The organism is Neorhizobium galegae, from assembly GCF_017877135.1.
In the GTDB taxonomy this organism is placed as follows: domain Bacteria; phylum Pseudomonadota; class Alphaproteobacteria; order Rhizobiales; family Rhizobiaceae; genus Neorhizobium; species Neorhizobium galegae_A.
Genome location: NZ_JAGIPH010000001.1, coordinates 75,234 through 99,203, shown reverse-complemented (window position 1 = coordinate 99,203; position 23,970 = coordinate 75,234). Strand labels below are relative to the sequence as shown.

Sequence of the window (23,970 nt, the reverse complement as noted above, 5' to 3'; positions counted from 1 at the left end):
GGGGAGCAAGCGGAGCAGGCGACCAGAAATTCCGATCCCCATGCAATTTGCCGAAAATTCGATTAGAAGCACCCTCATGAATCAGATGACCCGGACCGACGACACCTTATCCGAGCTGAACCAGCCGAGCCTCTGGTCCGGTATCAATGCCTATCGCACGGATCCGCTGATGGTGGATCTGACGGCCGGGTTGCACCGCGCTGTGCGCGAAGAGTTCGACGTGCTCGGCCGTTACGTCACCTCGCCGGAGGCGCAGGAACTGGCCCGCATGGCCAATGAAAGCCCGCCGAAGCTCAAGACGCACGGCCCGCGCGGCGAGCGGCTGGACATGGTGGAATACCATCCGGCCTGGCACGCGCTGATGCGTCGCTCCATGGCGAGCGGGCTGAATTCCTCGATCTGGGAAAACGCACCCGAATCGCGCAATGCCCAGCACCGCGCACGCGCCGCCCGCTTCTACCTGACCGCGCAGCTCGAATGCGGGCATCTGTGCCCTCTGACCATGACGAGCGCCTCCGTGGCTGCCATGATGGCTTCGCCGCGCGTTCACAAGGAATGGGCGCCGCGCATCCTGTCGCGCAAGTATGATTCGTCCAACCGCCCGGCCATGCAGAAGAATGCCATTACCATCGGCATGGGCATGACGGAGAAGCAGGGCGGCACCGATGTACGCGCCAACCGCTCCACCGCCGAGCGGGTGGGCGAGGGCGTCTATCGCCTCTCCGGCCACAAATGGTTCATGTCGGCGCCGATGAGCGACGGTTTCATCATGCTCGCAAAGACCAATGAGGGGATCGGCTGCTTCCTCGTGCCGCGCCTTCTGGAAGACGGCACCGCCAATGGCCTGCAGTTCCAGCGGCTGAAGGACAAGCTCGGCAACCGCTCGAATGCCTCGTCGGAAGTCGAGTTCACCGATGCCTTCGGCTATCTGCTCGGCGAGGCGGGCGGCGGCGTGCGCACTATTCTCGACATGGTGACGCTGACGCGCCTCGATTGCGCGCTGGCCTCGTCCGGCATCATGCGTGCGTCTCTCGCGGAAGCCGTGCATCACTGCCGGGGCCGCTCGGTGTTCGGCAAGAACCTCATCGACCAGCCGCTGATGACGCGGGTGCTCGCCGACATGGCGCTCGACGTGGCGGCCGCAACGGCGCTGTCCTATCGGCTGGCGGAAGCCTTCGATAAGGCCGGCAGCAACCCGACCGACGCGGCTTATGCCCGCGTGATGACGCCCGTCATCAAATACTGGACCTGCAAGATCGCCCCTTCGCTGATCTACGAGGCGATGGAATGCCTCGGCGGCAACGGGTATGTGGAAGAACGCCCGCTGGCACGCCACTATCGCGAGGCGCCCGTCAATGCGATCTGGGAAGGCTCCGGAAATGTGATGGCACTCGACGTGCTGCGGGTTCTCGGGCGCGGCAAGGATCTGTTCGATCTGGTTCTCGCCGGCATCGAGCGGGATCTGGGGCCGAGCGGACGAAAGACCACCGACGTGCTGCGCGCCGCCATGGCGCTTGCCGAACGGGATGAGGGCGCCTCACGGCTTCTCGTCGAGCAGCTGGCGCTTGCAGCCGGTGCTGCCGAACTGTTTCGCCTCGGTGCCGGCAAGATTGCCGATGCGTTTCTCGAAACCCGGCTCGCCGGCGGCTGGCGCGCCACCTATGGCATGCTCGATTCGCGCTTTGACGCGTCCTACATCGTCGATCTGTTGTATCCCGCCGCCAGCTGACCGTTTTAGCGGCCAGACGAAACCCCTGTTGTCCACAGTCTTCGCCTCGCGATTAACCATGTCGCGGGGTTTGCGTTGCGTGGGCCGCGGCAAGGCCTACATTGGCCGTTAACAGATTGTTAACCATCCGCGAGCGTAACGCCCTTGGCCGCCAACCGTCTCTACAATGCCTGCCTGCTTCTGGTGTCGCTGGCATTTTTTGCCACGCTGGCGCTCGACATTGCCGTTCCGGCGCTGGTGCTGACGCTGATGGCGGCGATGCGCTGGGCGCTGGTCATTGCCGAAAACCTCGCACCGCATGATTTCCCGATGAAAGGGCAGGCCGCATGAAGTGGTTTCTCATCCTCTGGGCCGGCCCCGTGCTGCTGCTCGCCAGCTGGTACGGCCTGTCCTACTACGACATGAGTTTTGGCTTCTTCATGCTGACGCGCCAGACCCATGACCTGGTGTTCCAGATCTATGGCAACGTGCTCGGCATCCCGCCGCAAGACCTGCCGCCGCTCGTGGCGCGCGCCATTGCCTTCGACAGCCTCGTCGTGCTGTCGATCGTTGCCTTCCGCAAGCGTAAGCAGATTGCCGCCTGGTGGCGGGCGCGTCAGCTCTCGGTCGCAGCCGTGGCGAGCGACGACAGCCTGTCGAGAGCCCCCTGAAGAATGAAGCTTGCGGCCGCCGAATCGATGCGCTCCTTGCGCTTGGCCCGCGACACATCCATTTCCAGGAGCGCCCGTTCGGCGGCAACGGTCGATAAACGTTCGTCCCAGTAGACGAAGGGAATTTCGGTCTTTTCTCCCATGGCGCGCACGAAGGCGCGCGTGGCCTGGACGCGCGGGCCTGACGATCCGTCCATATTGGTCGGCAGGCCGATGATGAAGGCCGCGACCTTTTCCTTTTCGGCAAAGGCAAGAAGGGTCAACGCATCCTGCGTGAACTTCACCCGCTTGAGGACCGGACGCGGCGAGGCAAAGCGCCGGCCGAGATCCGACATGGCAAGGCCGATGGTCTTGGTGCCGAGGTCGAGACCGGCCACGGCCTGTCCCGGCTGCAGGATCTCTGCCAGTTCCTCGATGGTCATTGCCGCCATGGTGTCTCCTTCGCGTGCCGGAAATGCCGGGCGCTGCTTTCCATTAACACCGGGGAACCCTATGTGCTAACCCTTGGGCGTGTTCGTTGAGATCCGATCGCCGGCGCGATGCGTAACCGCAGCGTCCCCTGTCGTAAAGTCCGGCTTTCCCGGCCCAAGTTTCATTTTAGCAGAAAGAGGAGTTTTTCATGAAGATCACCTGGCTTGGCCATTCCGCCTTCAAGATCGAAATCCAGGATGCAAAAATCCTCATCGATCCCTTCCTCACTGGCAATGCCTCCTTCGCGGACCTTGACCGCAAGGATGTCGCCGACGGCGTAACCCATATTCTTCTCACCCACGGCCACGGCGACCATGTCGGCGACACGATCGCGCTTGCCAGTGAGACCGGTGCCGTGGTGCTCGCCAATGCGGATCTTGCCGCCTGGCTCGGCTCCAGGGGCGTCCAGAAGATCGAGATGGGCAATACCGGCGGCACCGTCGGTTTTGGCGGTTTCACCGCGACCTTTACCCAGGCACTGCATTCCTCGGCGCAGATTACCGAAGACGGCGTGTCGCATGCGCTTGGCAATGCCAATGGCCTGATGCTGCATTTCGAGGGCGAGCCCTCGCTGCTCCACATGGGCGATACCGACATCTTCACCGACATGGGCCTGATCAACGAGCTGCACCAGCCGGATATCGGCCTCGTGCCGATCGGTGATCGCTTCACCATGGGCGGGGCCGTGGCAGCCCTTGCCTGCCAGCGGTTCTTCGATTTCAAGCACGCCATTCCCTGCCATTACGGCACCTTCCCGATCATCGACCAGACGCCGGAAAAGTTCGTGAAGGGCATGGAAGGCCTGAAGACCCGCGTCGAAGCGCCGAAGGTCGGCACGACGCTGTCGTTCTGATTTTTTCGGAAGAAGACTGAAGACTGTAGAAGGCGGTTGCGGGTCGAGGGCCTGCGGCCGCTTTTCCGTTTCTGCGTGTCCGAATGGTCGTGATGCGGCCAAACCCGTTGCGAAGGCCGGAGCGGGCCATTATAGCGGGAGTGAAATTCCATCCGGAGAAAATGCATGTCCGTCGACCTAGCAACCGTCAAGCGCGTCGCGCGCCTCTCCCGCATCGCCGTCACCGAAGAGGAGGCCGAGCGCATGATGGGGGAACTGAACGGCATTCTCGGTTTCGTCGAACAGCTGTCGGAAGTGGATGTGTCCGATGTCGAACCGATGACGTCGGTAACGCCGATCCGCATGAGAGAGCGCAGCGATGCGGTGACCGATGGCGACAAGGCCGCTGCCGTGGTGGCAAATGCGCCGGCGACCGACCAGAATTTCTTCCTCGTGCCCAAGGTTGTCGAGTAAGCGCTCTCTTTGAAGCGACGCTCCAGCCCCGATCCGCACCCGAACGAGCCTTGAGAACATCATGACCGACCTGACCAGCCTTACCATTGCCGATGCCCGCGACAGACTGAAGAGCCGCGCCATTTCCGCCGTCGAGCTGACCGAGAGCTATCTGTCCGCCATCGATGCGGCCAATGGCGCGTTGAACGCCTATGTGGCCGTGACGCCCGACACGGCGCTTGCCATGGCCAAGGCTTCGGACGAGCGCCTTGCAGCCGGCAAGGGCGGTGCGCTGGAGGGCATTCCGCTTGGCGTGAAGGACCTCTTTGCCACCGAAGGTATCCACACGCAGGCTGCCAGCCACATTCTCGATGGCTTCAAGCCGAAATACGAATCGACCGTGACGCAGAACCTGTGGAACGCCGGTGCCGTGCTGCTCGGCAAGCTCAACATGGACGAGTTCGCCATGGGCTCGTCCAACGAAAGCTCCTATTACGGTCCGGTGGTCAATCCGTGGAAGGCCGAAGGCTCCGACGAGAAGCTGGTGCCGGGCGGTTCGTCCGGCGGATCGGCCGCAGCCGTTGCCGCCCGCCTCTGCGCCGGCGCGACCGCCACCGATACCGGCGGCTCCATTCGCCAGCCGGCCGCCTTTACCGCCACCGTCGGCATCAAGCCGACCTATGGCCGCTGCTCGCGCTGGGGCATTGCCGCCTTTGCCTCCTCGCTCGACCAGGCAGGCCCGATCGCCCGCGACGTGCGCGACGCGGCCATCCTGCTGAAATCCATGGCGAGCGTCGATCTCAAGGATTCCACCAGCGTCGATCTGCCGGTGCCGGACTATGAGGCAGCGCTCGGCCAGTCGCTGAAGGGCATGAAGATCGGCATTCCGAAGGAGTACCGCGTCGAGGGTATGCCGGAAGAGATCGAAAAGCTGTGGGCGCAGGGGATGGCCTGGCTGAAGGATGCCGGCGCCGAAATCGTCGACATCTCTCTGCCGCACACCAAATACGCGCTGCCGGCCTATTACATCGTGGCACCGGCCGAAGCCTCGTCCAACCTTGCCCGTTATGATGGCGTGCGTTACGGCCTTCGCGTCGAGGGCCGCGATATTGCCGACATGTACGAACAGACGCGTGCAGCCGGCTTCGGCAGGGAAGTGAAGCGCCGCATCATGATCGGCACCTATGTGCTGTCGGCCGGCTATTACGACGCCTATTACCTGAAGGCGCAGAAGGTGCGCACGCTGATCAAGCGCGACTTCGAAACCGTGTTCCATGCCGGCGTCGATGCCATCCTCGCGCCGATCACGCCGTCTTCGGCCTTTGCCATCGGCGACAAGGAACTGGCCGCCGATCCGGTGAAAATGTACCTGCAGGACGTCTTTACCATCACCGTCAACATGGCGGGCCTTCCCGGGCTGTCGGTTCCGGCAGGCCTTGACCACAAGGGACTGCCGCTTGGCCTGCAACTGATCGGTAAGCCGTTCGAAGAGGAAACGCTGTTCAAGACGGCGCATGTCATCGAACAGGCGGCGGGCACGTTTTCGCCGAAGGTGTGGTGGTAACGGGCCTCACCATTCGTGACATGGCGACCGCCGACCATCAGGCGGTCGCAGAGATCGGCTTTGCCGCGTGGATGAGCAGCGACGCCTGGCATGCCGGCCGGCCGGACGAGACCCTCATTGCCCATGTGAAATGCGCCTTCGATGCCCTTCCGGCGGAGGCGCCGGACCGGATTACGGTCGCCGCCTTCGACGGACAGATCGTCGGCTGGGCGGCGTTGAACGGCGATAAGAACCACATTTCCGACCTGTGGGTGCATCCGCAGCATCAGAGCAAGGGGATTGGCCGGGCGCTGATCGACACCCTGCTGCAGCGGATGATCCGGCAAGGCATTTCCCGCGTCACCATCCACACCCATGCCAGCAATTCCGGCGCGATTCGGCTTTATGAGCGGCTGGGCTTTCGCATCGTCTGGCGCGGCATGGAATTTTCCAAAAGCGCCGGGACGGAGCTCGAGAAGGTGCATATGGAGAAGGGGCTGGGGTAGGGCTGGCGTCTGGTCGTTAAAACCGGGGTACCTGTTAACCGCGCTTCAGCGCTTTCCGTGCGTCAGCATATAGGCCTTCAGCACCGCGTTCATGCGAGTCTGGTATCCCTTTCCCTGCGCCCGAAACCAGTCCAGCACCTCGGCATCCAGCCGCATCGTGATCTGTGTCTTCTGCGATGGCTGCACCAGGCGTGCCGTTTCGAAGAAGGCATCGTCCAGTTCGGGAATGTCGCTGTAGTCGATCCGGTCATCGGTCCGGTCCGCCAAGGCTTTCAGTCTCTGCGGTGATATGGACATGGTAGCGTATCCGTTCCTTCCTGTTTGCAAGTCTGGCCGAGATGAGCCGCGTGATGCCGTGGCGATCCGTGTGGACGGCGACGACGACGATCAATCCGGCGATCGCACCAAGCGTTATGAAACGATCTTCGCCGTAGTCCTGGCGACGATCTTGGACCGTGAGCACGGGCCCCGTCCAAAATCAGCCGCGCCTCCTCGAAGGAAAGCCCGTGCTTGCGCAGGTTTGCCGCGTTCTTGGCCTCGTCCCATTCAAAATGCATTGTCAAATGTAACGACACGGCGGCTTGTTCGCAAGGCGGGTGAAGACCGGCGCGCGGACGTGTCCGGCGCCGGCCTCCGGTTCAGCAATTGTCCTGCTGCGCGCGCACCAGAAACAGACCGCGCTCGGTGATGCGGTAGGGCTGGCCGTTGCGCGATGAGACGGCCTTCTTGTGCTTCAGCTTGCGGAAGGTTTCGAGGTCGAGCCCGGAGAAGACCCAGCCTTCGCGGGTGATCAGCCGCAGCGCCTCGATCTTCCGGTTGTCATTGCGGATGAGGTCGATCCTGCCGCCCTGGGCGAGCAGGTGGAGAATGCGCTGTTCGGCGCGGGAAATATCCATGGTCGTGAAGTCCGACAGGTCCCCTTAGGGACGCAAGAAAACAGGTCCGGACGCAAGGCTTGCGCCGGGGCGTGGTGTTTTCATCGGGCGGCCGTGAGAAGAGGGCTTCTCAGGCTGCCCCGTGCCGGGACTCGGACGAATTGAACATCAAAACTCCTGCTGACTGTTAAGATTTACCGGGAAAGCTGCCGGCCATCAAGCGGTCGGCGCGCCGAGCCTCTTGAGATAGCGTAGCCCGGATGGTCTAATCGTGACGTCGCACAGAGGCTGTCATGCTGACCATTCGCAACGCTCGGGAAGACGAAGCTGGCTTATTGACGCAGATCGGGCTGCGCGCCTGGGCGCAGGCCATGGGCGCGATCGGTGGCAGCGATGCGTTGCAGGAGAGTGCCCTGTCCGCCTTTTCCAATTTCGTCCAGTCCTCCTGGCTGACCATCACCGTCATCGAGGACAATGGTGTCGTCGCCGGCTGGGCGGCGCGCGAGGGGCTGGACGAGACGATCAGCGACTTCTGGATCGATCCCGATCACCAGCGGCGCGGGCTGGGCGCCGCCCTCATCGGCGAGGTGGAAAAGGAGATCGTCCACCAGGGATTTGAGACGGCACGGCTCGAAACGCATGCCCACAATACCGATGCCGTCAGCTTCTTCGAAAAGAGCGGTTATGCCGTCAACTGGCTGTCGGTCGCCTATGCGCCGAAGCTGGATCAGGATGTGCAGTCGGTCGGCATGTCGAAGCAACTGGTCGAGCCGCAGGCCCGGGCCTACGGGCAGGAATTTTGAGCCACCAAGCGCGGACGCTCTGGCCGGAGACGTCAGAAGCACAAGGGGCTGGCGGGATGGGGCGGAGTGGCGGCCCGGAAAGCTTGCACGCCTTCGCCATTTGCTCTACCTGACAGGGACGTCAATCCGTCCGCATGAAGAGCTTTTTCCATGACCCTTGTCGATGTTCGCACGCCCGATCCGAAACGCTTCATTCCCGGCGCCACCGGCGACTGGGAAGTCATCATCGGCATGGAAGTGCATGCACAGGTGCTGTCGAATTCCAAGCTGTTTTCCGGCGCCTCGACGGAATTCGGCAAGGCGCCGAACGCCAATGTATCGCTGGTCGATGCGGCCATGCCCGGCATGCTGCCCGTGATCAACGAGGAATGCGTGGCGCAGGCGGTGCGCACCGGTCTTGGCCTGAAGGCCAAGATCAACAAGCGCTCGATCTTCGACCGCAAGAACTATTTCTATCCCGACCTGCCGCAGGGCTACCAGATCTCGCAGTTCAAGGACCCGATCGTCGGTGAAGGCAAGATCGTGATTTCGCTTGGCCCCGACCGTCAGGGCAATTTCGAGGATATCGAGATCGGCATCGAGCGCCTTCACCTGGAGCAGGACGCCGGCAAGCTGATGCACGACCAGCATCCGACCATGTCCTATGTGGATCTCAACCGCTCCGGCGTGGCGCTGATGGAAATCGTGTCGAAGCCCGACATGCGCTCCTCGGACGAGGCCAAGGCCTATATGACGAAGCTGCGCTCCATCGTGCGCTATCTCGGCACCTGCGATGGAAACATGGACGAAGGCTCGATGCGCGCCGACGTCAACGTCTCCGTGCGCCGTCCGGGCGAAGGCTTTGGCACGCGCTGCGAGATCAAGAACGTCAACTCGATCCGCTTCATCGGCCAGGCCATAGAATACGAGGCACGCCGGCAGATCGCAATCCTCGAGGAGGGAGGCTCCATCGACCAGGAAACACGCCTGTTCGATCCGGGCAAGGGCGAGACGCGCTCGATGCGCTCCAAGGAAGATGCGCATGATTACAGATACTTCCCCGATCCTGATCTGCTTCCGCTTGAATTCGATGATTCGTTTGTTGAGGCGCTGAGAAAGGATCTGCCGGAACTGCCGGACGACAAGAAGGCCCGCTTCGTGTCCGAACTCGGTCTGTCGGTCTACGATGCCTCGGTGCTTGTCTCGGAAAAGGCAATTGCCGTCTATTTCGAAGCCGTGGCATCCGATCGCGACGGCAAGACGGCGGCAAACTGGGTTATCAACGACTTGCTCGGCGCCTTGAACAAAGCCGGCAAAGGCATTGAAGAGACTCCCGTATCACCGGCCCAGCTCGGTGGCATCATCGATCTCATCAAGTCGGAAACCATCTCCGGCAAGATCGCCAAGGACCTCTTCGAGATCGTCTTTGCCGAAGGCGGCGACCCCGCCGAGATCGTCGAAGCCCGCGGCATGCGCCAGGTGACCGATACCGGCGCCATCGAAAAGGCCGTGGACGAGATCATCGCCGCCAACCCGGATCAGGTCGCCAAGGTTCTGGCCAAGCCCACGCTTGCCGGCTGGTTCGTCGGCCAGGTGATGAAGGCAACGGGCGGCAAGGCAAACCCGCAGGCGGTGCAGGCGCTGGTGAAGGCAAAGCTCGGCCTCGAAGACTGATCAGGCCTCTATGGACTGCTCTGGCACCGGTCCGCGCCTGCCGCGGGGCCGGTGCCGTCGTTTCAGGAAGAAGGATGACGGATATGGTGTTTTTCGTACGCACCGCCGGAGACGAGGATGTGGAGGCCATCCGCGCGCTCCTCAAGGAAACCTGGCATGCGACCTATGACGGCTTCTACGGCGCCGACAAGGTGCGCGAACTGACCGCCGCCTGGCACACTGCTGCTGCCATCAAGGCGCAGATTGGCAGGCGCGACGGCGAATTTCTGGTGGCCGATGACGGGCGCAAGCTCGGCGGTGTCGGCTATGCCGCCATGTCGCCCAAGATGACGAAGACCGCCGTCCTGCATCAGCTTTACGTGCGCCCCTCCTGCCAGAACGAGGGCATCGGCCGCGATCTCTTTGCCGAACTGGAAACCTGCTTTCCCGATGCCGAGATCATGCGGCTGGAAGTCGAGCCGCGCAATGCGCGCGCCATCTCGTTCTACACGCGCCTCGGCTTCGTCGAGGTGGATCGCACGCAAAACTGTGGCAGCGCCGATAGCGGCATCGAGGCGGTGATCATGGAAAAGCCGCTCGCCGGCTGAGCCGACCGGCAGGCCAACACTTTTAAATGCTGCCTGCGGCAATCAAGGGTGGAGGTGTGGCGGCGCACAGGGTAAAAGCTGAGCAGTGTTCGCAACTGGAGGAGTGGACGAATGACGGCCGAGACCTTGGTGATCCGCAAGGCGCGGGAAGACGATCTTGCCCAGCTGATCCATCTTCTGGCGGAAGATACGGTCGGCTCGCACGGCGATACGGCGGAGCCGGAGGCCTTCGAGGATTATCTGCGTGCCTTTCACGCGATCGATCAGGCGCCGCAGGAGCAGCTCTTCGTCGCCGAGCAGAATGGCGAAATCGTTGCCACCTACCAGATGACGTTTCTGCGCACCTTGCGCGGACGCGGCGCTGTGGATGCGCAGGTGGAGGCGGTTCATACGCGCTCCGACTGGCGCGGCAAGGGCATCGGCGCGGCCCTGATGGTCCACGCCGAGCAGGAGGCACGCCGACGCGGCTGCCGGCTGTTGCAGCTGACCTCCAACATGGCGCGCACGGATGCCCATCGCTTCTACGAGCGGGCAGGCTTTTCCCGCACCCATGCAGGCTTCAAGATGAAGCTCAAATAAGAGTGCGCGGCCGCCGAACCACTGGACATCGCCGGCCCGAGATTGCATAAGCGGAGGTAAGGAAACATTCCTTGTCTCTCGCGAGGACGTTGGAAAACAGCATGAAAAATCTCCTCCTGCAAATCTTTACCTGGTGGAATGGCCAGACCATGGGCACCCGCTTCTTTACCTGGCGCAAGGGCACCCGCGTTGGCGAAGACGAGTTCGGCAATGTCTATTACGAAGGCCCGATGGCGTCTTACGGCGTGCAGAAGCGCTGGGTGATCTACAAGGGTTACGCGGAAGCCTCCGCCATTCCGCCCGGCTGGCATGGCTGGATGCATCACCGCACGGATGTGCCGCCGAGCAAGGAAAACTACGTTGCCCGCGAATGGCAGAAGCCGCATGTGCCGAACCTCACCGGCTCGTCGCTTGCCTACCGTCCCAAAGGCTCGCTCGAAGCCACCGGCGAGCGTCCGCGCGTGACCGGCGACTATGACGCCTGGACACCCGGCGGCTGACCTTTTCTTTCTCCGCCTTCGCGCCACATTTGCGGCATAACCCCTGCCTGTCCCGGTTCTCGATCGGGATGGGTGTTTAATCGTGGTGAGATCGCCGATGCGACAGACTTTCCTTCGACCGCTGTTTCTGGGCCTGACGGTGGGGGCGACATTGCTGTCCAGCCTTGCCCCGGCCTCTGCCGCGCGGATTGAAAACCCGGTGGCCGAATTTTCCGGCATCGACAAGATCACAGGCCGCATCACCCAATTCGATGTCTATGTGAACGAGACGGTGCAGTATGGCGCGCTGCAGGTGACGCCGAAAGTCTGCTATTCGCGCGACGACAGCGAGGCGCAGCGCATCGACGGGTTTGTCGAGGTCGATGAGATCACGCTCGACCGTAAGATCCGCCGCATCTTCACCGGCTGGATGTTTGCCGACAGCCCCGGCCTCAATGCCCTGGAACATCCGATCTATGACGTGTGGCTGACCGGCTGCAAGCAGAAGTCCGACGTTCCGCCACCGGCTGCCGCCCGCAAGTAAGGCCCCGGATCCCGTTACTCGCCGCGCGTCGTCATTTCGTCATTGCGATGCGCAAGACGATCGGGACACCAAGGAGCCTTTCCATGCCACTCGCCGAAAAATTCATCGTGCTGCCGTTCAAGAAGACTCGCGGCCAGATCGTCCCCGGCGAAATGCGCCAGGCCTCCAGTGCAGCGTCGGCGGAAAAGATCGCAACGGCGATGTCCGCCCGCCATATCGGTGTTGCCGCCTATTCCGTTCAGGTGGACGAGGAAAGCGGCGACATGTCGAGCCCCAAGCTGATCATCGGTTTTGGCGAGACGGCGGATCTGACGGGCAATTGAAGGCTCACACTTCTCCCTGGGCGGCCGCCATCAGAACTGCCGCTGCTCGCCTTCCATCGCGCTTGCCAGAAGCTTCAGATAGTCAGCCTTCGGCACATCGATTGCGCCGAATGTCTTCAGATGCTCGGTGGTGAACTGCGTGTCGAGAAGGCGAAAGCCCTTGGCGCGCAACCGCTCGACAAGATGGACAAGGCAGATCTTGGATGCGTTGGTGCGGCGCGAGAACATGCTTTCGCCGAAGAAGGCCGCGCCAAGCGACACGCCGTAAAGCCCGCCCACCAGTTCCTCGCCGTCGAAGGCTTCGACGCTATGGGCATGGCCCATGCGGTGCAGTTCCGTGTAGAGCGTGCGGATGGTGCTGTTGATCCAGGTGCTCGGCCTGTCGGGCGCCTCGGCCGCGCAGCCCGCCATGACGGCTTCGAAGGCGGTATCGGCGCGAATGGTGAAGGGGGAGCGTTTGATCGCCTTTTGCAGGCTGCGGGAGACGTGGAAAGCGTCGAGCGGCAGGATGCCGCGTATTTCCGGCTCGACCCAGAAGATTTCCGGGTCGTCCGCCGATTCGGCCATCGGGAAAAGGCCGATGGAATAGGCGCGCAGCAGAACATCCGGGCTGATGGCTGGATAGTATCTGCCGCGCCGCCCTGCCATGCGTCAAGCTTCGGGCTTGTCGCCCGCCAGGTACTTTTCCAGCCAGTGAATATCATAGTCGCCATTGGCGATATCCTGGTTGGAAACGAGGTCCTGGAACAGCGGAAGCGTTGTCTTGATGCCGTCCACGACGAACTCGTCCAGCACGCGGCGCAGGCGCATCATGCATTCGACGCGGGTGCGTCCATGCACGATCAGCTTGCCGATCAGGCTGTCGTAGTAAGGCGGGATCTTGTAGCCGGCATAGGCGCCTGAATCGACGCGAACGCCCAGACCACCCGGCGCATGGAAATGCGTGATCGTGCCCGGAGACGGCACGAAGGTGCGCGGATCCTCGGCATTGATGCGGCATTCGATGGCGTGACCGGAAAAGACGATCTCGTCCTGCGTGACGGAGAGGCCGGCGCCGGAGGCGACGCGGATCTGTTCGTGCACGAGGTCGATATTGGTGATCGCCTCGGTGATCGGGTGCTCCACCTGCAGGCGGGTGTTCATTTCGATGAAATAGAACTCGCCGTTTTCATAGAGGAACTCGATCGTGCCGGCGCCGCGATATTTCATCTTGCGCATGGCGGCGGCGCAGATCTCGCCGATCTTCATCCGCTGCTCAACATTGAGGGCAGGGGAGTTCGCCTCTTCCCAGACCTTCTGGTGACGTCGCTGCAGCGAGCAATCGCGCTCACCGAGATGGATCGCATTGCCGGCGCCGTCACCGACGACCTGCACTTCGATATGGCGCGGCTTGCCGAGATATTTTTCCATGTAGACGGCGTCGTTGCCGAAGGCGGCGAGCGCCTCGGAACGGGCAGTCGACACGGCCTCTTCCAGCTCGGCTTCGGTGCGCGCCACTTTCATGCCGCGTCCGCCGCCGCCGGCGGTGGCCTTGATCAGGACCGGGAAGCCGATCTGGCGGGCAATCTCGAGCGCGTTTTCCGGCAGCACTTCGCCATCGGAGCCCGGAACGACCGGAATGCCAAGCTCGACCGCCGTCTTCTTGGCGGTGATCTTGTCGCCCATCAGGCGGATATGCTCCGCGGTCGGTCCGATGAAGGTGATGCCGTGGGCGTCGAGAATATCGGCGAACTTGGCGTTTTCCGACAGGAAGCCGTAGCCCGGATGAACGGCATCGGCGCCGGTGATTTCGCAGGCGGCAACGATCTGGTGAATGTTCAGATAGCTGTCACGCGAGGGCGGCGGGCCGATGCACACGCTTTCGTCGGCAAGGCGGACATGCATGGCATTGGCGTCGGCCGTCGAATGGACGGCGACGGTTGCAATGCCGAGTTCCTTGCAGGCGCGCAGCACGCGAAGGGCGATTTCGCCACGATTGGCAATGAGGATCTTGGAGATCATGGATCCGCCTTATTCGATCACGATGAGCGGTTCGCCATACTCGACGGGCTGCGCATCATTGACGATGATTTCCGTTACCTTGCCCGAACGGGGCGCGGGGATCTGGTTCATGGTCTTCATGGCTTCGATGATCAGCAGCGTCTGGCCTTCCTTGACCATCGCGCCGACTTCGACGAAGGGGCGCGAGCCGGGCGCCGGCGACAGGTAGACCGTTCCGACCATCGGGGCCGTCACGGCATTGCTGCGGTCCTTGACGGCTTCGACCGGTGCAGCGGCAGCAGCGGGTGCTGCAGCGGCAGGCGCTGCGTATTGCGGCACGGCGGCCTGCACATACTGTGCTGCCGGAATGTTGCGCGACACGCGGATGCGCAGCTCGTCCTGCTGCACTTCGATTTCGGTGAGATCGGTATCCTTGAGGATGTTCGCCAGATCGCGGATCAACCCCTTGTCGATACCGGTTTTCTTCTCAGACATGGTCAACCTATATGTTCTGTTGTTCTTAGCTGGTGATGTCGCGCAGGGCCTGCAAGGCCAACACGTAGCCGCCCGGACCCAATCCGCAGATCATGCCCTTGGTGGCCGCCGCGATCATGGATTTATGACGGAATTCCTCGCGCGCATGGATGTTGGAAATATGGACTTCCACGACCGGCACGGAAATGGCGCGGATCGCATCATGCAGCGCAATGGAGGTATGGCCGTAGGCGCCGGGATTGATGATCACGCCCACGGCGCGCTCATCAGCCTCATGCAGCCGGTCGACCAGCGCGCCTTCGTGATTGCTCTGGAAACACTCGACGGTAAAGCCGAGTGCCTGGCCTGCCGTGATGCAATCCTCTTCGATGTCCTTCAAAGTCTTGCCGCCATAAATGCCGGGCTCGCGCTTGCCCAGCATGTTGAGGTTCGGTCCGTTGAGGACAAAGATCGTTTTGCTCATGGAATACCCGTCAGAAAATCAGCGCCACCTATAGACCGGCCAGCCGCCAAGGGAAAGCCCCCGGCCACGAAAGCCGTTGATAACCGGGGGGAGCGGCGGTTTCTGACAGGGGGAGCGCGACGTTCAGCAGGAGGCTTTGCCGCAGGCGCGGATATTGGCGATCTTTTCCGACAGTTCCTGATGGCCGACCGCGCCAAACACCGCCTCGTTTCCGACCACATAGAAGGGGGTGCCGGTAATGCCCAGATTGTTGGCGAGTTCATAGGTGGCGCGAACCTGCGCGTCATTGGGGTTCTGCACCATCGAGGCGCGCAAGGCCTTTTCCGAAATGCCGAGCGAACCGGCAACTGCAATGGCCGACGCTTCCGTGGCGCGCGTCTGACCGCCGAGCAGGGCCCGGTGGAACTCGGGATATTTTTCCGGCGCGGTCAGGCGCACGGCATTGGCAACCCGGTGCGCCGCCATCGAATCGGGCCCGAGAATGGGAAATTCCTTGAGGATGAAGCGGACCTTCTTGTCCTCCGACAGAATGTCTTCCATGTCGGACAAAGCCCGCTTGCAGTAGCCGCAATTGTAATCGAAGAACTCGACCACCGTCACGTCGCCCTTCGGATTGCCAAGCGTGATGTCGCTCGCCGAGGCATAGATCGCCTCGCGATTGGCCTCGATGCCGCTGGTGGCCTGCGAGACGCGTGCCTCCTGCTGCTTCTTCTCCAGCGCATCCTGCACTTCCAGCATGACTTCCGGGTTCGCGATCAGATATTCGCGGATGAAGGCACCCATTTCCTTCTTCTGCTGGTCGTCCAGCGCCAAGGCTGCACCCGCGAAGGGGACCATGGCGGTGCCGGCAATCAGAAGGGCCGAAAGGGTTTTGGAAAAGGGCTTCATCTTTGTCCTCGTCTGTCATCGTCGTCCGGACCGCCTGGCGTGCGCCAGGACGAATCGGGCCGGAAGTCCTGTTCTACCGCCAATCGGGCCACCATAAAGGCACAAAACGCCCGAAATAAACTCACATCTGTGTATGGCAGGCAGAAGGCGCGAATTTCGCAAACACGCGCCGGCAAAGACGGGCGCAAAGCCCTTGTGCGACAGCGGCTGCGAAGCCGCTTTCAAGCAAAACGGCCGCGGGGTGCGCGGCCGTCTTGTCGTCTCACTCTATCCGGTCTCTCAGAGGAAACCGCGGCGCTGCCACCAGCCGGCCTTCTTCGGCTTTGACGGATCGCCATCGCCTTCGGGGGCGGCGGCGGATTTGATCACCGGTTCGGATGCGGTGATGGTGGAGGCGCGATTGGCGCGGGCGGGCTTGGACTCGCCATCGTCTGACGATGCCGTGTCGGCTGGCGTCTCGGCCTGCTGCTCGGTGTCTTCGGCCGGGGCCGTTTCAACAGCGGCAGGTTCTGCGACAGGCGCGGCCTGTGCTTCAACGGCGGCCGGTGCTTCGACCGGTGCGGCTTCCGTCGTTTCCGAAGCTGCCGTTTCTGTCACGGCAACGTCTTCAGCGACGGCAACGTCCGTCGGGGCAGCCTCGGCGACCTTCGCCTTGCGGCTGCGGCGCGGCCGTGGGGCCTTTGCTTCCGGTGCTGCAACGTCCGCGTCGGCAACCGCTTCGTCAACGGACGATGCTTCGGCGTCGACGACAACGGCGGCAGCCGCCGAGGTTTCGAGAGAGGCAGGTGCGTCATCGGCGTCGTCGCCGCTGTCTTCGCCACCCTCGTCACCGGTCGTGTCCTGACCCTCTGCAGAGAGGCCGTTTTCCTCGTCTTCGCTGCGATTGCGGCGACCACCGCGCTTGCCGCGACGGCGGCGCTTGCGGCGCTGGCCTTCCTCGGTGTCGTTGAGGCTGGTTTCGCCTGCCTCGGCGCGTTCGGAGGATGCATCGCCGACGTCGGCCGCATCGTCCTCGTCCGTGTCGTCCTCGTCACCCTCTGCATCGCTGCGGGCTGACTGCGAAAGGTCGGCGCCATTGCGATCGCGGTTGCGACGGCGACGGCGACGCTTGCGCTTGCGGCCGTTCTGGTCGTCATCGCCACGGGCTTCCTGGGACGTGGATGCAGACGCCTGTGCAGCAGCAGGCGCTGCGGCAACAGCCTCCTCTTCCTCGTCTTCGTCCACCTCCGGCACGTAGTCGTCATCCTCGTCCTCGACGGGCAAGGCGGCAAACTGCATGAGGCTTTCGATGCGGACCGGGTTTTCGACCGGCTCGCCGCGATCGATGGCGAAGTGGGCAGCGCCCACGCCGGCATCCGATTCGATGAAGATGGACACGCCGAAGCGGCGCTCATAATCCACCACCGAGCCGCGCTTCTGGTTCAACAGATAGAGCGCGATATCAGGCGTGGTGCGCACGGTGATGTCGTGCGTGGTGTTCTTCAGCAGATACTCTTCCACGCCGCGCAGCACATGCAGGGCGACCGACGACTGCGAGCGGACGTGGCCCGTTCCGCCGCAATGCGAGCAGATCTGCGTGGTCGATTCCAGCACGCTGGCGCGGATGCGCTGGCGCGACATTTCCAGAAGGCCGAAATGCGAGATGCGGCCGACCTGGATGCGGGCGCGGTCGTTCTTCAGGCAGTCCTTCAGGCGCTTCTCGACGGCGCGGTTGTTGCGCTTTTCTTCCATGTCGATGAAGTCGACCACGACGAGGCCGGCAAGGTCGCGCAGGCGCAGCTGGCGGGCAACCTCATCGGCGGCCTCGAGATTGGTCTGCAGCGCGGTTTCCTCGATCGAGTGCTCACGGGTCGAGCGACCCGAGTTGACGTCGATGGCGACCAGCGCTTCGGTCTGGTTGATGATCAGGTAGCCGCCCGACTTCAGCGTCACCTGCGGTTGCAGCATGCGGTCAAGCTGCGCCTCGATACCGGAGCGGGCAAAGATCGGATGCAGGTCGCGATAGGGCTGAACCACCTTGGCATGGCTCGGCATCAGCATCTTCATGAAGTCTTTCGCTTCACGATAGCCTTCTTCGCCCGAGACGACGATCTCGGAAATGTCCTTGTTGTAGAGGTCACGGATCGAACGCTTGATCAGCGAGCCTTCTTCATAGACGAGGCACGGCGCAATCGAATTCAGCGTCAGCGTGCGCACGTTTTCCCAAAGGCGCATCAGATATTCGAAGTCGCGCTTGATCTCGACGCGGGTGCGGTTGGCACCGGCGGTACGCAGGATGACGCCCATGCCCTGCGGAACTTCCAGCTCGCGAGCAATTTCCTTCAGGCGCTTGCGGTCGGTCGGCTGGGTGATCTTGCGCGAAATGCCGCCACCACGCGCGGTGTTCGGCATCAGGACCGAGTAGCGGCCGGCAAGCGACAGATAGGTGGTGAGGGCTGCGCCCTTGTTGCCGCGTTCTTCCTTGGCCACCTGCACGAGCAGGATCTGCCGGCGCTTGATGACTTCCTGGATGCGGTACTGCTTGCGGGGCTTGCGGTAGACGCGGTCCGGAACCTCTTCCATCGCATCTTCGGCGCCGACCGATTCGATGACTTCCTTTTCCTGGTTGTCATCGTCGTCGTCATCATCGTCGTCGCGGCCGCGACGGTCGGAGACGTCTTCGGAAATGGCGTCGGTTTCCACCATGGCCGCCATGGTATCGGGCGTGGTGTCGTCGTCCTGGCCGACGGCTGCGATCTGTTCGTCGGCTGCGTCTGCGGCAGCGCTGCCGGCTTCGGCCAGTTCCTCGGCGGTCGGCTTCTTGCGCGAACGGCTGCGGCGCGGCTTGGCCTTCGGCTTTTCTTCGGCAGACGGTTCGGAAACTTCGGAGACGGCTTCAACGGCGGCCTCGTCGGCAACAGCGGGCTCAGGCGTCTCGGAGCCGAGGGCGGCATCCACCTGAGCCACGATGCCGACATCCGGCTGCTCTTCCTTCGAAAGGTCGACGACCGGATCGGCCGCATCGAAATCCGGGTGGCGGCGCTGGTCTTCGGCTTCCGCCTGCATCAGTGCCTGACGATCGGCCAGCGGGATCTGATAGTAATCGGGGTGGATTTCCGCAAAGGCGAGAAAGCCGTGGCGGTTGCCGCCGTAATCAACGAACGCGGCCTGCAGTGACGGCTCGACGCGGGTCACTTTTGCCAGGTAGATGTTGCCGCGTATCTGCTTCTTGTGCTGCGACTCGAAGTCGAATTCCTCGATCCGGTTTCCCCGAACGACGACTACGCGCGTCTCCTCTTCGTGAGACGCATCGATAAGCATTTTGTCTGCCATGAAAGTTCTGCTCCTCGGCGCGGACGCGCAGAGGCAGAGGGGCGTGTCGCAGGGACAGGCCGATCATGCGTCGCGTACGGGGCGCCGGATAAGAATATTCCCGTCGGCCGTCTCGGCGAGGGGATCAACCGGACGCAGACCGGAGCCATGGGCTCCCTCCGCTGTTCCAGTTTATGCAATCCGTGCCGCGACATCAAAGACCAGACGAGAAAGACGATACAATAGACCCGACCAGGGGTCCGATGAATTTGCTCCCGATGAGCGTGGATGGCGAGCCATCCGGTACTGTCTCCGGCCACCGCCGGTTCGGATAGAGTTTCAGGCCAAATGTAGAGACGGCGGATGTCTGTCGGTCTTTGGCGCCAGAACTGACTTGCTGGCAGCCTATCAACATACTATCCCGTCGACACTTAAACCCTCATAAGCCTTGTATGTTTTCTCGATAACAATAGCAAGGGGAAAGCCGGTTCTGCCTTACTATGGATCAATTTGCGCGCCTTAAGCCAGAGGTCAAACGGGCGGTGGCGCCGCATGCTGTGCCTCTGACGCCCGGCTGTCGGGCCGGGACGGGCAGGAGCCAGGCGAATCGCGCCTCATGGTTGGGCTTCGGCCGGCCTTTCGCCAGGCATGGCAATGGCCTTGAAAAAGCCGGAAGGGAACGCTTCGGGCAGGCGTTCTTGACAGCAGGCGCGCAGCATTGCTGCGCATGGACAGGCGGATACGGGGAGCGGACGCGCGGATGAAACGGCTTTCGACGGCACTTCCAGTCGGGCAGGCGGGCCTCTTGGGCGCTTGGCACGGTTCCGCTCGCGGATCGCTTCGTTTCACCCGGCTGTGTGCGCTGCTTCTGGCGTCGCTCATGATGGTCTCCTTCGTCGCCCGCGCCCATGCCACGGAGACGGAGCCGGCGACAGGCGAGGGCGAAAAGCTTCTTGCCTTCAGCGCCCGCATTGCCGGCGACGACGCCCGCACGCGTGTCGTGATCGATTTTGACGGAAAGCCGGAATTCAGCGCGCATTACGTCGCCTCGCCCGAGCGCATCGTCATCGATCTTCCGGCCACCGCCTTCGGCTTTCCCGCCGCCGACCTTTCCGCGCGCGGCCTGTTCAAGGACATCCGCTACGGCACGATGGGGCAGGGCAGCGCACGCATCGTTTTCACCGGCATTCGCCCGGTGCGGCTCGTTCTGGCCGAAGTGCAGAAGAACGAGGGGCACGGCTACCGGCTGGTGCTGGATGCGGAGATGACCACGCCGAAGGCTTTTGCCGATCTGGTGGCGCAGCAGAAATGGGTGCAGCCGCAATCGGGATCCGCCATCGAGGGGCTCGGCGCCAGCGCCCGCGATCCGGCAACGGATGGCGTGTTCACCATTGCCGTCGATGCGGGCCATGGCGGCATCGATACCGGCGCGATGGGGGCGACGTCGAAGACGCCGGAGAAGGAGATCACGCTGGCCTTTGCCGAAACGCTGGCCGCCCGGCTCAACCAGGAAAAGGGCGTGAAGGCGTTTCTGACCCGCGACAGCGACACCTTCCTGTCGCTTTCGGAGCGCGTGACGCTGGCGCGCCAGGGCGGCGCCGACCTGTTCATCTCGCTGCATGCCGACACGCTCGGCCAGAAGAACATCCGCGGCGCCACCGTCTATACGCTCTCCGACACCGCGTCCGACCGGATGGCGGCAGCGCTTGCCGCGCGCGAAAACCTGTCCGACCAGCTCGCCGGCTATTCGATCGAAAGCGGGCCGCCGGAAATCGCCGATATCCTGCTTGATCTGGCGCGGCGGGAAACCCAGGCCTTTTCGATCTCGCTGGCCGAACGGGTGGTGAAATCCTTCGACGGCCAGATCGGTCTCATCAACAATCCGCATCGCCAGGCGGGTTTTCAGGTTCTGCGCGCCCCGGACATGCCGTCCATCCTTCTGGAACTCGGCTTCCTGTCCAACCCGGCCGATGAGGCGCTGCTGCTCGATCCGGCCTGGCGCCAGAAGGTGGCCGACCGGATGGCCGATGCGGTGGGACGCTACCGCGCCGAGACGGTGGCCGGCGGCGGCTGACAAAGGGCAGCGCATGCACCGTGCTTCCGCTGCTACAGCGAGCCGTTAAATTGGCCTTTAAAACCGCCGCGTGTCGGTCACGATCTGTGAAAGGCGCGCGGGAGCCCTATTTTACTCACATTCGAAAGGTTACTCGGATCTTAACCGTCACGGATGATGGCCCGGTTTTCAAGGCTTCAGGCTTGCGCTTGTCCGGCCGCCCGTGCAAAACGCCTCGAAACATGAGATGGTGCTGTTGTGCGCCAGACGATATTAAAGCGGTAGCTGCTGATGATCAGATTGCTTGGATACTTGTTCGGACTGGCCTGCGCGGGGTTCCTCGTGGTGGCCGCCGTCGCTGCCGTTTATCTCGGCGGCGTATCCAGGGACTTGCCCAATTACGAGGTGCTTGCCTCCTACGAGCCACCGGTGGCGACCCGCGTGCATGCCGGAAACGGCGCGCTGATGTCGGAATATGCCCGTGAGAAGCGCCTCTTCCTGCCGATCCAGGCCATTCCCGACCGGGTGAAGGCAGCCTTTCTGTCGGCGGAAGACAAGAATTTCTACAATCATCCGGGCGTCGACTTCTGGGGCCTGGCCCGCGCCGTCCTTAACAACGTGCAGAATATCGGGTCCGGCCGCCGTCCGGAGGGCGCCTCCACCATCACCCAGCAGGTGGCCAAGAACTTCCTTCTCTCGGCCGACCAGACAATCGACCGCAAGGTGAAGGAAGCGATTCTCTCCTTCCGCATCGAGCAGACCTATTCGAAGGACAAGATCCTCGAGCTTTATCTCAACGAAATCTTCTTCGGCCTCAACGCCTACGGCATTGCCGGTGCAGCGCTCACCTATTTCGACAAGTCGGTGACGGAACTGACGATTGCCGAAACCGCCTATCTTGCCTCGCTGCCCAAGGGCCCGGCCAATTACCATCCGTTCCGCCATGAAAAGGCAGCGCTTGAGCGCCGCAACTGGGTCATCGATCGCATGGCCGAGAACGGCTACATTACGGTTGGCGATGCGACCGACGCCAAGGCCCAGCCGCTCGGCGTAAAACTGCGTCGCGGCGGCACCTCGCTGTTTGCCTCGGATTACTTCTCCGAGGAAGTCCGCCGCCAGATCATCGGCAAATATGGCGAAAAGGCTCTCTACGAAGGCGGCCTTTCGGTGCGCACCTCGCTTGACCCGCAGATGCAGATCATGGCGCGCGCCGCCCTGCAGCACGGACTGGTGGAATACGATCAGCGCCGCGGCTTCCATGGTCCCATTGCGACGATCGCCGTTACCGGCGACTGGGGCGTGGAAATTGCAAAGCTGCAGCCGCTGCGCGACGTGCCGGAATGGCAGCTGGCGGTGGTGACCGCCGTTTCGGCAAACAGCGTCGACATCGGCCTGCAGCCGGAAACCGTGGCCGGCAAGGTGGCCGACGAGCGCGTGCGCGGCCAGATCCCCGCCGACGAAATGAAGTGGGCCTATCGCGATTCCAAGGGCGAGCGCAAAACCGCCCGGTCGCCGGACGGCGTGCTGAAGGCCGGTGATGTGGTCTATGTGGAGCCGATTGCCGGCAAGACCGGCAGCTTCCGGCTGCGTCAGCCGCCCAAGGTGCAGGGCGGCATGGTGGTGATGGATCCGCATACGGGCCGTGTACTTGCCATGGTCGGCGGCTTCTCCTACGCCCAGTCGGAATTCAACCGCGCCACGCAGGCCATGCGCCAGCCGGGTTCGTCGTTCAAGCCCTTCGTCTATTCGGCAGCCCTCGACAATGGCTATACGCCGGCCTCCGTCATTCTCGATGCGCCGATCGAAATGGTGTCGGGCGGCCAGGTGTGGCGTCCGGAAAACTATGGCGGTGACAGCGCCGGTCCCTCGACGCTGCGCACCGGTATCGAAAAATCCCGCAACCAGATGACCGTGCGCCTGGCGCAGGACATGGGCATGGATCTCGTGGCCGAATATGCCGAGCGCTTCGGCATCTACGACAAGATGCTGCCGGTGCTGGCGATGTCGCTGGGTTCCGGTGAAACCACCGTGCTGCGCATGGTCTCGGCCTATTCGGTCATTGCCAATGGCGGCAAGCAGATCAAGCCGACGCTCGTCGACCGCATCCAGGACCGCTACGGCAAGACCATCTTCCGGCATGAGGAGCGTGGCTGCGATGGCTGCAATTTCAGCCAGTGGGCCAATCAGGACGAGCCGACGCTGGTGGACAACCGCGAACGCGTTCTCGACCCCATGACCGCCTACCAGATCACCTCCATGATGGAAGGTGTCGTGACCCGCGGGACCGCCGCCGGCAAGATCCCGGTCAAGGACCGTGACGTCGCCGGCAAGACCGGCACGACCAATGACGAGAAGGACGCCTGGTTCGTCGGCTTCACGCCGGATCTCGTGGCGGGCCTTTACGTCGGTTTCGACACGCCCGCACCGCTTGGCCGTGCCGGCACCGGCAGTGGCCTTGCTGCGCCGATTTTTGGCGATTTCCTCGCGCAGGCCGCCAAGGTGACGGCGCCGAGCAAGTTCATCGTGCCGGCCGGCATGCAACTCATCCCGGTCAACCGCAAGACCGGCATGTTCGCCTATGAAGGCGAGCCGGATTCGATCATCGAGGCCTTCAAGCCCGGCACCGGGCCGGCCGATTCGCTGTCGGTCATCGGCATGGGCGACCAGCTGCCGCCGGAAGAGATCCTGAAGACGTCGCCGCAGGCCCAGCAGGCGGTGACATCCGGGGCAGGCGGGCTTTTCTGAGCCTGACCGGACAATCCCCGCGCTGGCC

At 62.7% G+C, this 23,970-nt stretch carries 26 protein-coding genes; 16 read left to right on the top strand and 10 right to left on the bottom strand.

The features are described 5' to 3' along the window. Window positions 1-76: 76 nt before the first annotated feature. The 3 genes from J2858_RS00535 to J2858_RS00525 all read left to right on the top strand — a co-directional run bounded on the left by J2858_RS00535 (window position 77) and on the right by J2858_RS00525 (window position 2,379). Complete coding sequence (locus J2858_RS00535; RefSeq protein ID WP_210102814.1) at window positions 77-1,729, top strand: acyl-CoA dehydrogenase family protein; 1,653 nt, start codon at window positions 77-79, stop codon at window positions 1,727-1,729. Window positions 1,730-1,873: 144 nt separating this feature from the next. Further along, window positions 1,874-2,059 carry a hypothetical protein gene (locus J2858_RS00530; protein ID WP_210104175.1) on the top strand — a complete coding sequence of 62 codons (186 nt, stop codon included), beginning with the start codon at window positions 1,874-1,876 and terminating at the stop codon, window positions 2,057-2,059. Then, complete coding sequence (locus J2858_RS00525; RefSeq protein WP_210102813.1) at window positions 2,056-2,379, top strand: DUF6105 family protein; 324 nt, start codon at window positions 2,056-2,058, stop codon at window positions 2,377-2,379. The genes J2858_RS00530 and J2858_RS00525 overlap by 4 nt, the downstream gene beginning before the upstream one ends. Here the strand turns inward: J2858_RS00525 and ruvX are convergent. Further along, a complete protein-coding gene (gene ruvX, locus J2858_RS00520; RefSeq protein WP_210102812.1) occupies window positions 2,325-2,810 on the bottom strand; it encodes a Holliday junction resolvase RuvX in 486 nt (161 codons plus the stop codon). The genes J2858_RS00525 and ruvX overlap by 55 nt on opposite strands. A gap of 188 nt (window positions 2,811-2,998) precedes the next feature. On the opposite strand from ruvX, the gene J2858_RS00515 reads away from it, so the two are divergent. The 4 genes from J2858_RS00515 to J2858_RS00500 all read left to right on the top strand — a co-directional run bounded on the left by J2858_RS00515 (window position 2,999) and on the right by J2858_RS00500 (window position 6,184). After that, a complete protein-coding gene (locus J2858_RS00515; protein ID WP_210102811.1) occupies window positions 2,999-3,703 on the top strand; it encodes a metal-dependent hydrolase in 705 nt (234 codons plus the stop codon). A 165-nt stretch (window positions 3,704-3,868) separates the two neighbouring features. Beyond that, window positions 3,869-4,156 carry an Asp-tRNA(Asn)/Glu-tRNA(Gln) amidotransferase subunit GatC gene (gene gatC / locus J2858_RS00510; protein ID WP_210102810.1) on the top strand — a complete coding sequence of 96 codons (288 nt, stop codon included), beginning with the start codon at window positions 3,869-3,871 and terminating at the stop codon, window positions 4,154-4,156. A gap of 61 nt (window positions 4,157-4,217) precedes the next feature. Further along, on the top strand, window positions 4,218-5,699 hold the full coding sequence (gene gatA / locus J2858_RS00505) for an Asp-tRNA(Asn)/Glu-tRNA(Gln) amidotransferase subunit GatA (protein ID WP_210102809.1): 1,482 nt from the start codon (window positions 4,218-4,220) through the stop codon (window positions 5,697-5,699). After that, on the top strand, window positions 5,693-6,184 hold the full coding sequence (locus J2858_RS00500; RefSeq protein WP_348635429.1) for a GNAT family N-acetyltransferase: 492 nt from the start codon (window positions 5,693-5,695) through the stop codon (window positions 6,182-6,184). Before gatA ends, J2858_RS00500 begins: the two co-directional genes overlap by 7 nt. A gap of 45 nt (window positions 6,185-6,229) precedes the next feature. On the opposite strand, the gene J2858_RS00495 is transcribed toward J2858_RS00500, so the two are convergent. The 3 genes from J2858_RS00495 to J2858_RS00485 all read right to left on the bottom strand — a co-directional run bounded on the left by J2858_RS00495 (window position 6,230) and on the right by J2858_RS00485 (window position 7,080). Beyond that, entirely contained in the window at window positions 6,230-6,481 is a 252-nt protein-coding gene (locus J2858_RS00495) for a BrnA antitoxin family protein (protein ID WP_210102808.1), read from the bottom strand. After that, window positions 6,432-6,647, bottom strand: a complete 216-nt coding sequence (locus J2858_RS24065) for a BrnT family toxin (RefSeq protein ID WP_348635428.1) — start codon at window positions 6,645-6,647, stop codon at window positions 6,432-6,434. Before J2858_RS24065 ends, J2858_RS00495 begins: the two co-directional genes overlap by 50 nt. 175 nt (window positions 6,648-6,822) lie before the next feature. Continuing rightward, window positions 6,823-7,080: a YjhX family toxin gene (locus J2858_RS00485; protein WP_210102807.1), complete on the bottom strand. Its 258-nt coding sequence runs from the start codon at window positions 7,078-7,080 to the stop codon at window positions 6,823-6,825. A 272-nt stretch (window positions 7,081-7,352) separates the two neighbouring features. On the opposite strand from J2858_RS00485, the gene J2858_RS00480 reads away from it, so the two are divergent. The 7 genes from J2858_RS00480 (at window position 7,353) to J2858_RS00450 (ending at window position 12,027) form a co-directional block, all read left to right on the top strand. Next, on the top strand, window positions 7,353-7,862 hold the full coding sequence (locus tag J2858_RS00480; RefSeq protein ID WP_210102806.1) for a GNAT family N-acetyltransferase: 510 nt from the start codon (window positions 7,353-7,355) through the stop codon (window positions 7,860-7,862). Window positions 7,863-8,012: 150 nt separating this feature from the next. Next, window positions 8,013-9,515, top strand: a complete 1,503-nt coding sequence (gene gatB / locus J2858_RS00475) for an Asp-tRNA(Asn)/Glu-tRNA(Gln) amidotransferase subunit GatB (protein WP_210102805.1) — start codon at window positions 8,013-8,015, stop codon at window positions 9,513-9,515. Window positions 9,516-9,601: 86 nt separating this feature from the next. Beyond that, window positions 9,602-10,102, top strand: coding sequence for a GNAT family N-acetyltransferase (locus J2858_RS00470; RefSeq protein ID WP_210104062.1), 501 nt, complete (start codon window positions 9,602-9,604; stop codon window positions 10,100-10,102). 111 nt (window positions 10,103-10,213) lie between these two features. Beyond that, entirely contained in the window at window positions 10,214-10,681 is a 468-nt protein-coding gene (locus tag J2858_RS00465; RefSeq protein WP_210102804.1) for a GNAT family N-acetyltransferase, read from the top strand. A 101-nt stretch (window positions 10,682-10,782) separates the two neighbouring features. After that, window positions 10,783-11,181, top strand: coding sequence for an NADH:ubiquinone oxidoreductase subunit NDUFA12 (locus J2858_RS00460; RefSeq protein WP_210102803.1), 399 nt, complete (start codon window positions 10,783-10,785; stop codon window positions 11,179-11,181). Window positions 11,182-11,266: 85 nt separating this feature from the next. Continuing rightward, window positions 11,267-11,704, top strand: a complete 438-nt coding sequence (locus J2858_RS00455; protein ID WP_377296044.1) for a DUF2155 domain-containing protein — start codon at window positions 11,267-11,269, stop codon at window positions 11,702-11,704. Window positions 11,705-11,787: 83 nt separating this feature from the next. Continuing rightward, window positions 11,788-12,027, top strand: coding sequence for a hypothetical protein (locus tag J2858_RS00450; protein ID WP_210102801.1), 240 nt, complete (start codon window positions 11,788-11,790; stop codon window positions 12,025-12,027). A 30-nt stretch (window positions 12,028-12,057) separates the two neighbouring features. Here the strand turns inward: J2858_RS00450 and aat are convergent, their stop codons facing one another. The 6 genes from aat to J2858_RS00420 form a co-directional block, all read right to left on the bottom strand. Continuing rightward, complete coding sequence (gene aat / locus J2858_RS00445) at window positions 12,058-12,675, bottom strand: leucyl/phenylalanyl-tRNA--protein transferase (protein WP_210102800.1); 618 nt, start codon at window positions 12,673-12,675, stop codon at window positions 12,058-12,060. 3 nt (window positions 12,676-12,678) lie between these two features. Next, a complete protein-coding gene (gene accC / locus J2858_RS00440; RefSeq protein WP_210102799.1) occupies window positions 12,679-14,028 on the bottom strand; it encodes an acetyl-CoA carboxylase biotin carboxylase subunit in 1,350 nt (449 codons plus the stop codon). A gap of 9 nt (window positions 14,029-14,037) precedes the next feature. Then, window positions 14,038-14,502 (bottom strand): acetyl-CoA carboxylase biotin carboxyl carrier protein, encoded by a 465-nt coding sequence (gene accB, locus J2858_RS00435; protein ID WP_210102798.1) that lies wholly within the window; start codon window positions 14,500-14,502, stop codon window positions 14,038-14,040. 25 nt (window positions 14,503-14,527) lie between these two features. Next, window positions 14,528-14,965 carry a type II 3-dehydroquinate dehydratase gene (aroQ, locus tag J2858_RS00430; protein WP_210102797.1) on the bottom strand — a complete coding sequence of 146 codons (438 nt, stop codon included), beginning with the start codon at window positions 14,963-14,965 and terminating at the stop codon, window positions 14,528-14,530. A 123-nt stretch (window positions 14,966-15,088) separates the two neighbouring features. Further along, complete coding sequence (locus J2858_RS00425; protein WP_210102796.1) at window positions 15,089-15,853, bottom strand: DsbA family protein; 765 nt, start codon at window positions 15,851-15,853, stop codon at window positions 15,089-15,091. 279 nt (window positions 15,854-16,132) lie between these two features. Further along, the gene (locus J2858_RS00420; RefSeq protein ID WP_210102795.1) at window positions 16,133-19,165 is read right to left on the bottom strand and encodes an Rne/Rng family ribonuclease; all 3,033 of its coding nucleotides are present in this window, start codon (window positions 19,163-19,165) and stop codon (window positions 16,133-16,135) included. A gap of 862 nt (window positions 19,166-20,027) precedes the next feature. Between J2858_RS00420 and J2858_RS00415 the strand changes: the two genes are divergently transcribed. Beyond that, on the top strand, window positions 20,028-21,218 hold the full coding sequence (locus J2858_RS00415; RefSeq protein ID WP_245365569.1) for an N-acetylmuramoyl-L-alanine amidase: 1,191 nt from the start codon (window positions 20,028-20,030) through the stop codon (window positions 21,216-21,218). Between the two features lie 270 nt (window positions 21,219-21,488). Next, complete coding sequence (locus J2858_RS00410) at window positions 21,489-23,942, top strand: penicillin-binding protein 1A (protein WP_210102793.1); 2,454 nt, start codon at window positions 21,489-21,491, stop codon at window positions 23,940-23,942. Window positions 23,943-23,970: the final 28 nt, after the last annotated feature.

Bases quoted from the DNA above. Each gene is read 5' to 3' on its own strand.
- gatB (WP_210102805.1), top strand. From the start codon at position 8,013: ATGACCCTTGTCGATGTTCGCACGCCCGATCCGAAACGCTTCATTCCC.
- J2858_RS00410 (WP_210102793.1), top strand. From the start codon at position 21,489: ATGATCAGATTGCTTGGATACTTGTTCGGACTGGCCTGCGCGGGGTTC.
- J2858_RS00515 (WP_210102811.1), top strand. From the start codon at position 2,999: ATGAAGATCACCTGGCTTGGCCATTCCGCCTTCAAGATCGAAATCCAG.
- J2858_RS00480 (WP_210102806.1), top strand. From the start codon at position 7,353: ATGCTGACCATTCGCAACGCTCGGGAAGACGAAGCTGGCTTATTGACG.
- accB (WP_210102798.1), bottom strand. From the start codon at position 14,502: ATGTCTGAGAAGAAAACCGGTATCGACAAGGGGTTGATCCGCGATCTG.
- J2858_RS00485 (WP_210102807.1), bottom strand. From the start codon at position 7,080: ATGGATATTTCCCGCGCCGAACAGCGCATTCTCCACCTGCTCGCCCAG.
- J2858_RS00535 (WP_210102814.1), top strand. From the start codon at position 77: ATGAATCAGATGACCCGGACCGACGACACCTTATCCGAGCTGAACCAG.
- accC (WP_210102799.1), bottom strand. From the start codon at position 14,028: ATGATCTCCAAGATCCTCATTGCCAATCGTGGCGAAATCGCCCTTCGC.
- J2858_RS00460 (WP_210102803.1), top strand. From the start codon at position 10,783: ATGAAAAATCTCCTCCTGCAAATCTTTACCTGGTGGAATGGCCAGACC.
- J2858_RS00425 (WP_210102796.1), bottom strand. From the start codon at position 15,853: ATGAAGCCCTTTTCCAAAACCCTTTCGGCCCTTCTGATTGCCGGCACC.
- J2858_RS00450 (WP_210102801.1), top strand. From the start codon at position 11,788: ATGCCACTCGCCGAAAAATTCATCGTGCTGCCGTTCAAGAAGACTCGC.
- J2858_RS00495 (WP_210102808.1), bottom strand. From the start codon at position 6,481: ATGTCCATATCACCGCAGAGACTGAAAGCCTTGGCGGACCGGACCGAT.
- aroQ (WP_210102797.1), bottom strand. From the start codon at position 14,965: ATGAGCAAAACGATCTTTGTCCTCAACGGACCGAACCTCAACATGCTG.
- J2858_RS00465 (WP_210102804.1), top strand. From the start codon at position 10,214: ATGACGGCCGAGACCTTGGTGATCCGCAAGGCGCGGGAAGACGATCTT.
- gatA (WP_210102809.1), top strand. From the start codon at position 4,218: ATGACCGACCTGACCAGCCTTACCATTGCCGATGCCCGCGACAGACTG.
- J2858_RS00420 (WP_210102795.1), bottom strand. From the start codon at position 19,165: ATGGCAGACAAAATGCTTATCGATGCGTCTCACGAAGAGGAGACGCGC.
- gatC (WP_210102810.1), top strand. From the start codon at position 3,869: ATGTCCGTCGACCTAGCAACCGTCAAGCGCGTCGCGCGCCTCTCCCGC.
- J2858_RS00525 (WP_210102813.1), top strand. From the start codon at position 2,056: ATGAAGTGGTTTCTCATCCTCTGGGCCGGCCCCGTGCTGCTGCTCGCC.
- aat (WP_210102800.1), bottom strand. From the start codon at position 12,675: ATGGCAGGGCGGCGCGGCAGATACTATCCAGCCATCAGCCCGGATGTT.
- ruvX (WP_210102812.1), bottom strand. From the start codon at position 2,810: ATGGCGGCAATGACCATCGAGGAACTGGCAGAGATCCTGCAGCCGGGA.
- J2858_RS00415 (WP_245365569.1), top strand. From the start codon at position 20,028: ATGGTCTCCTTCGTCGCCCGCGCCCATGCCACGGAGACGGAGCCGGCG.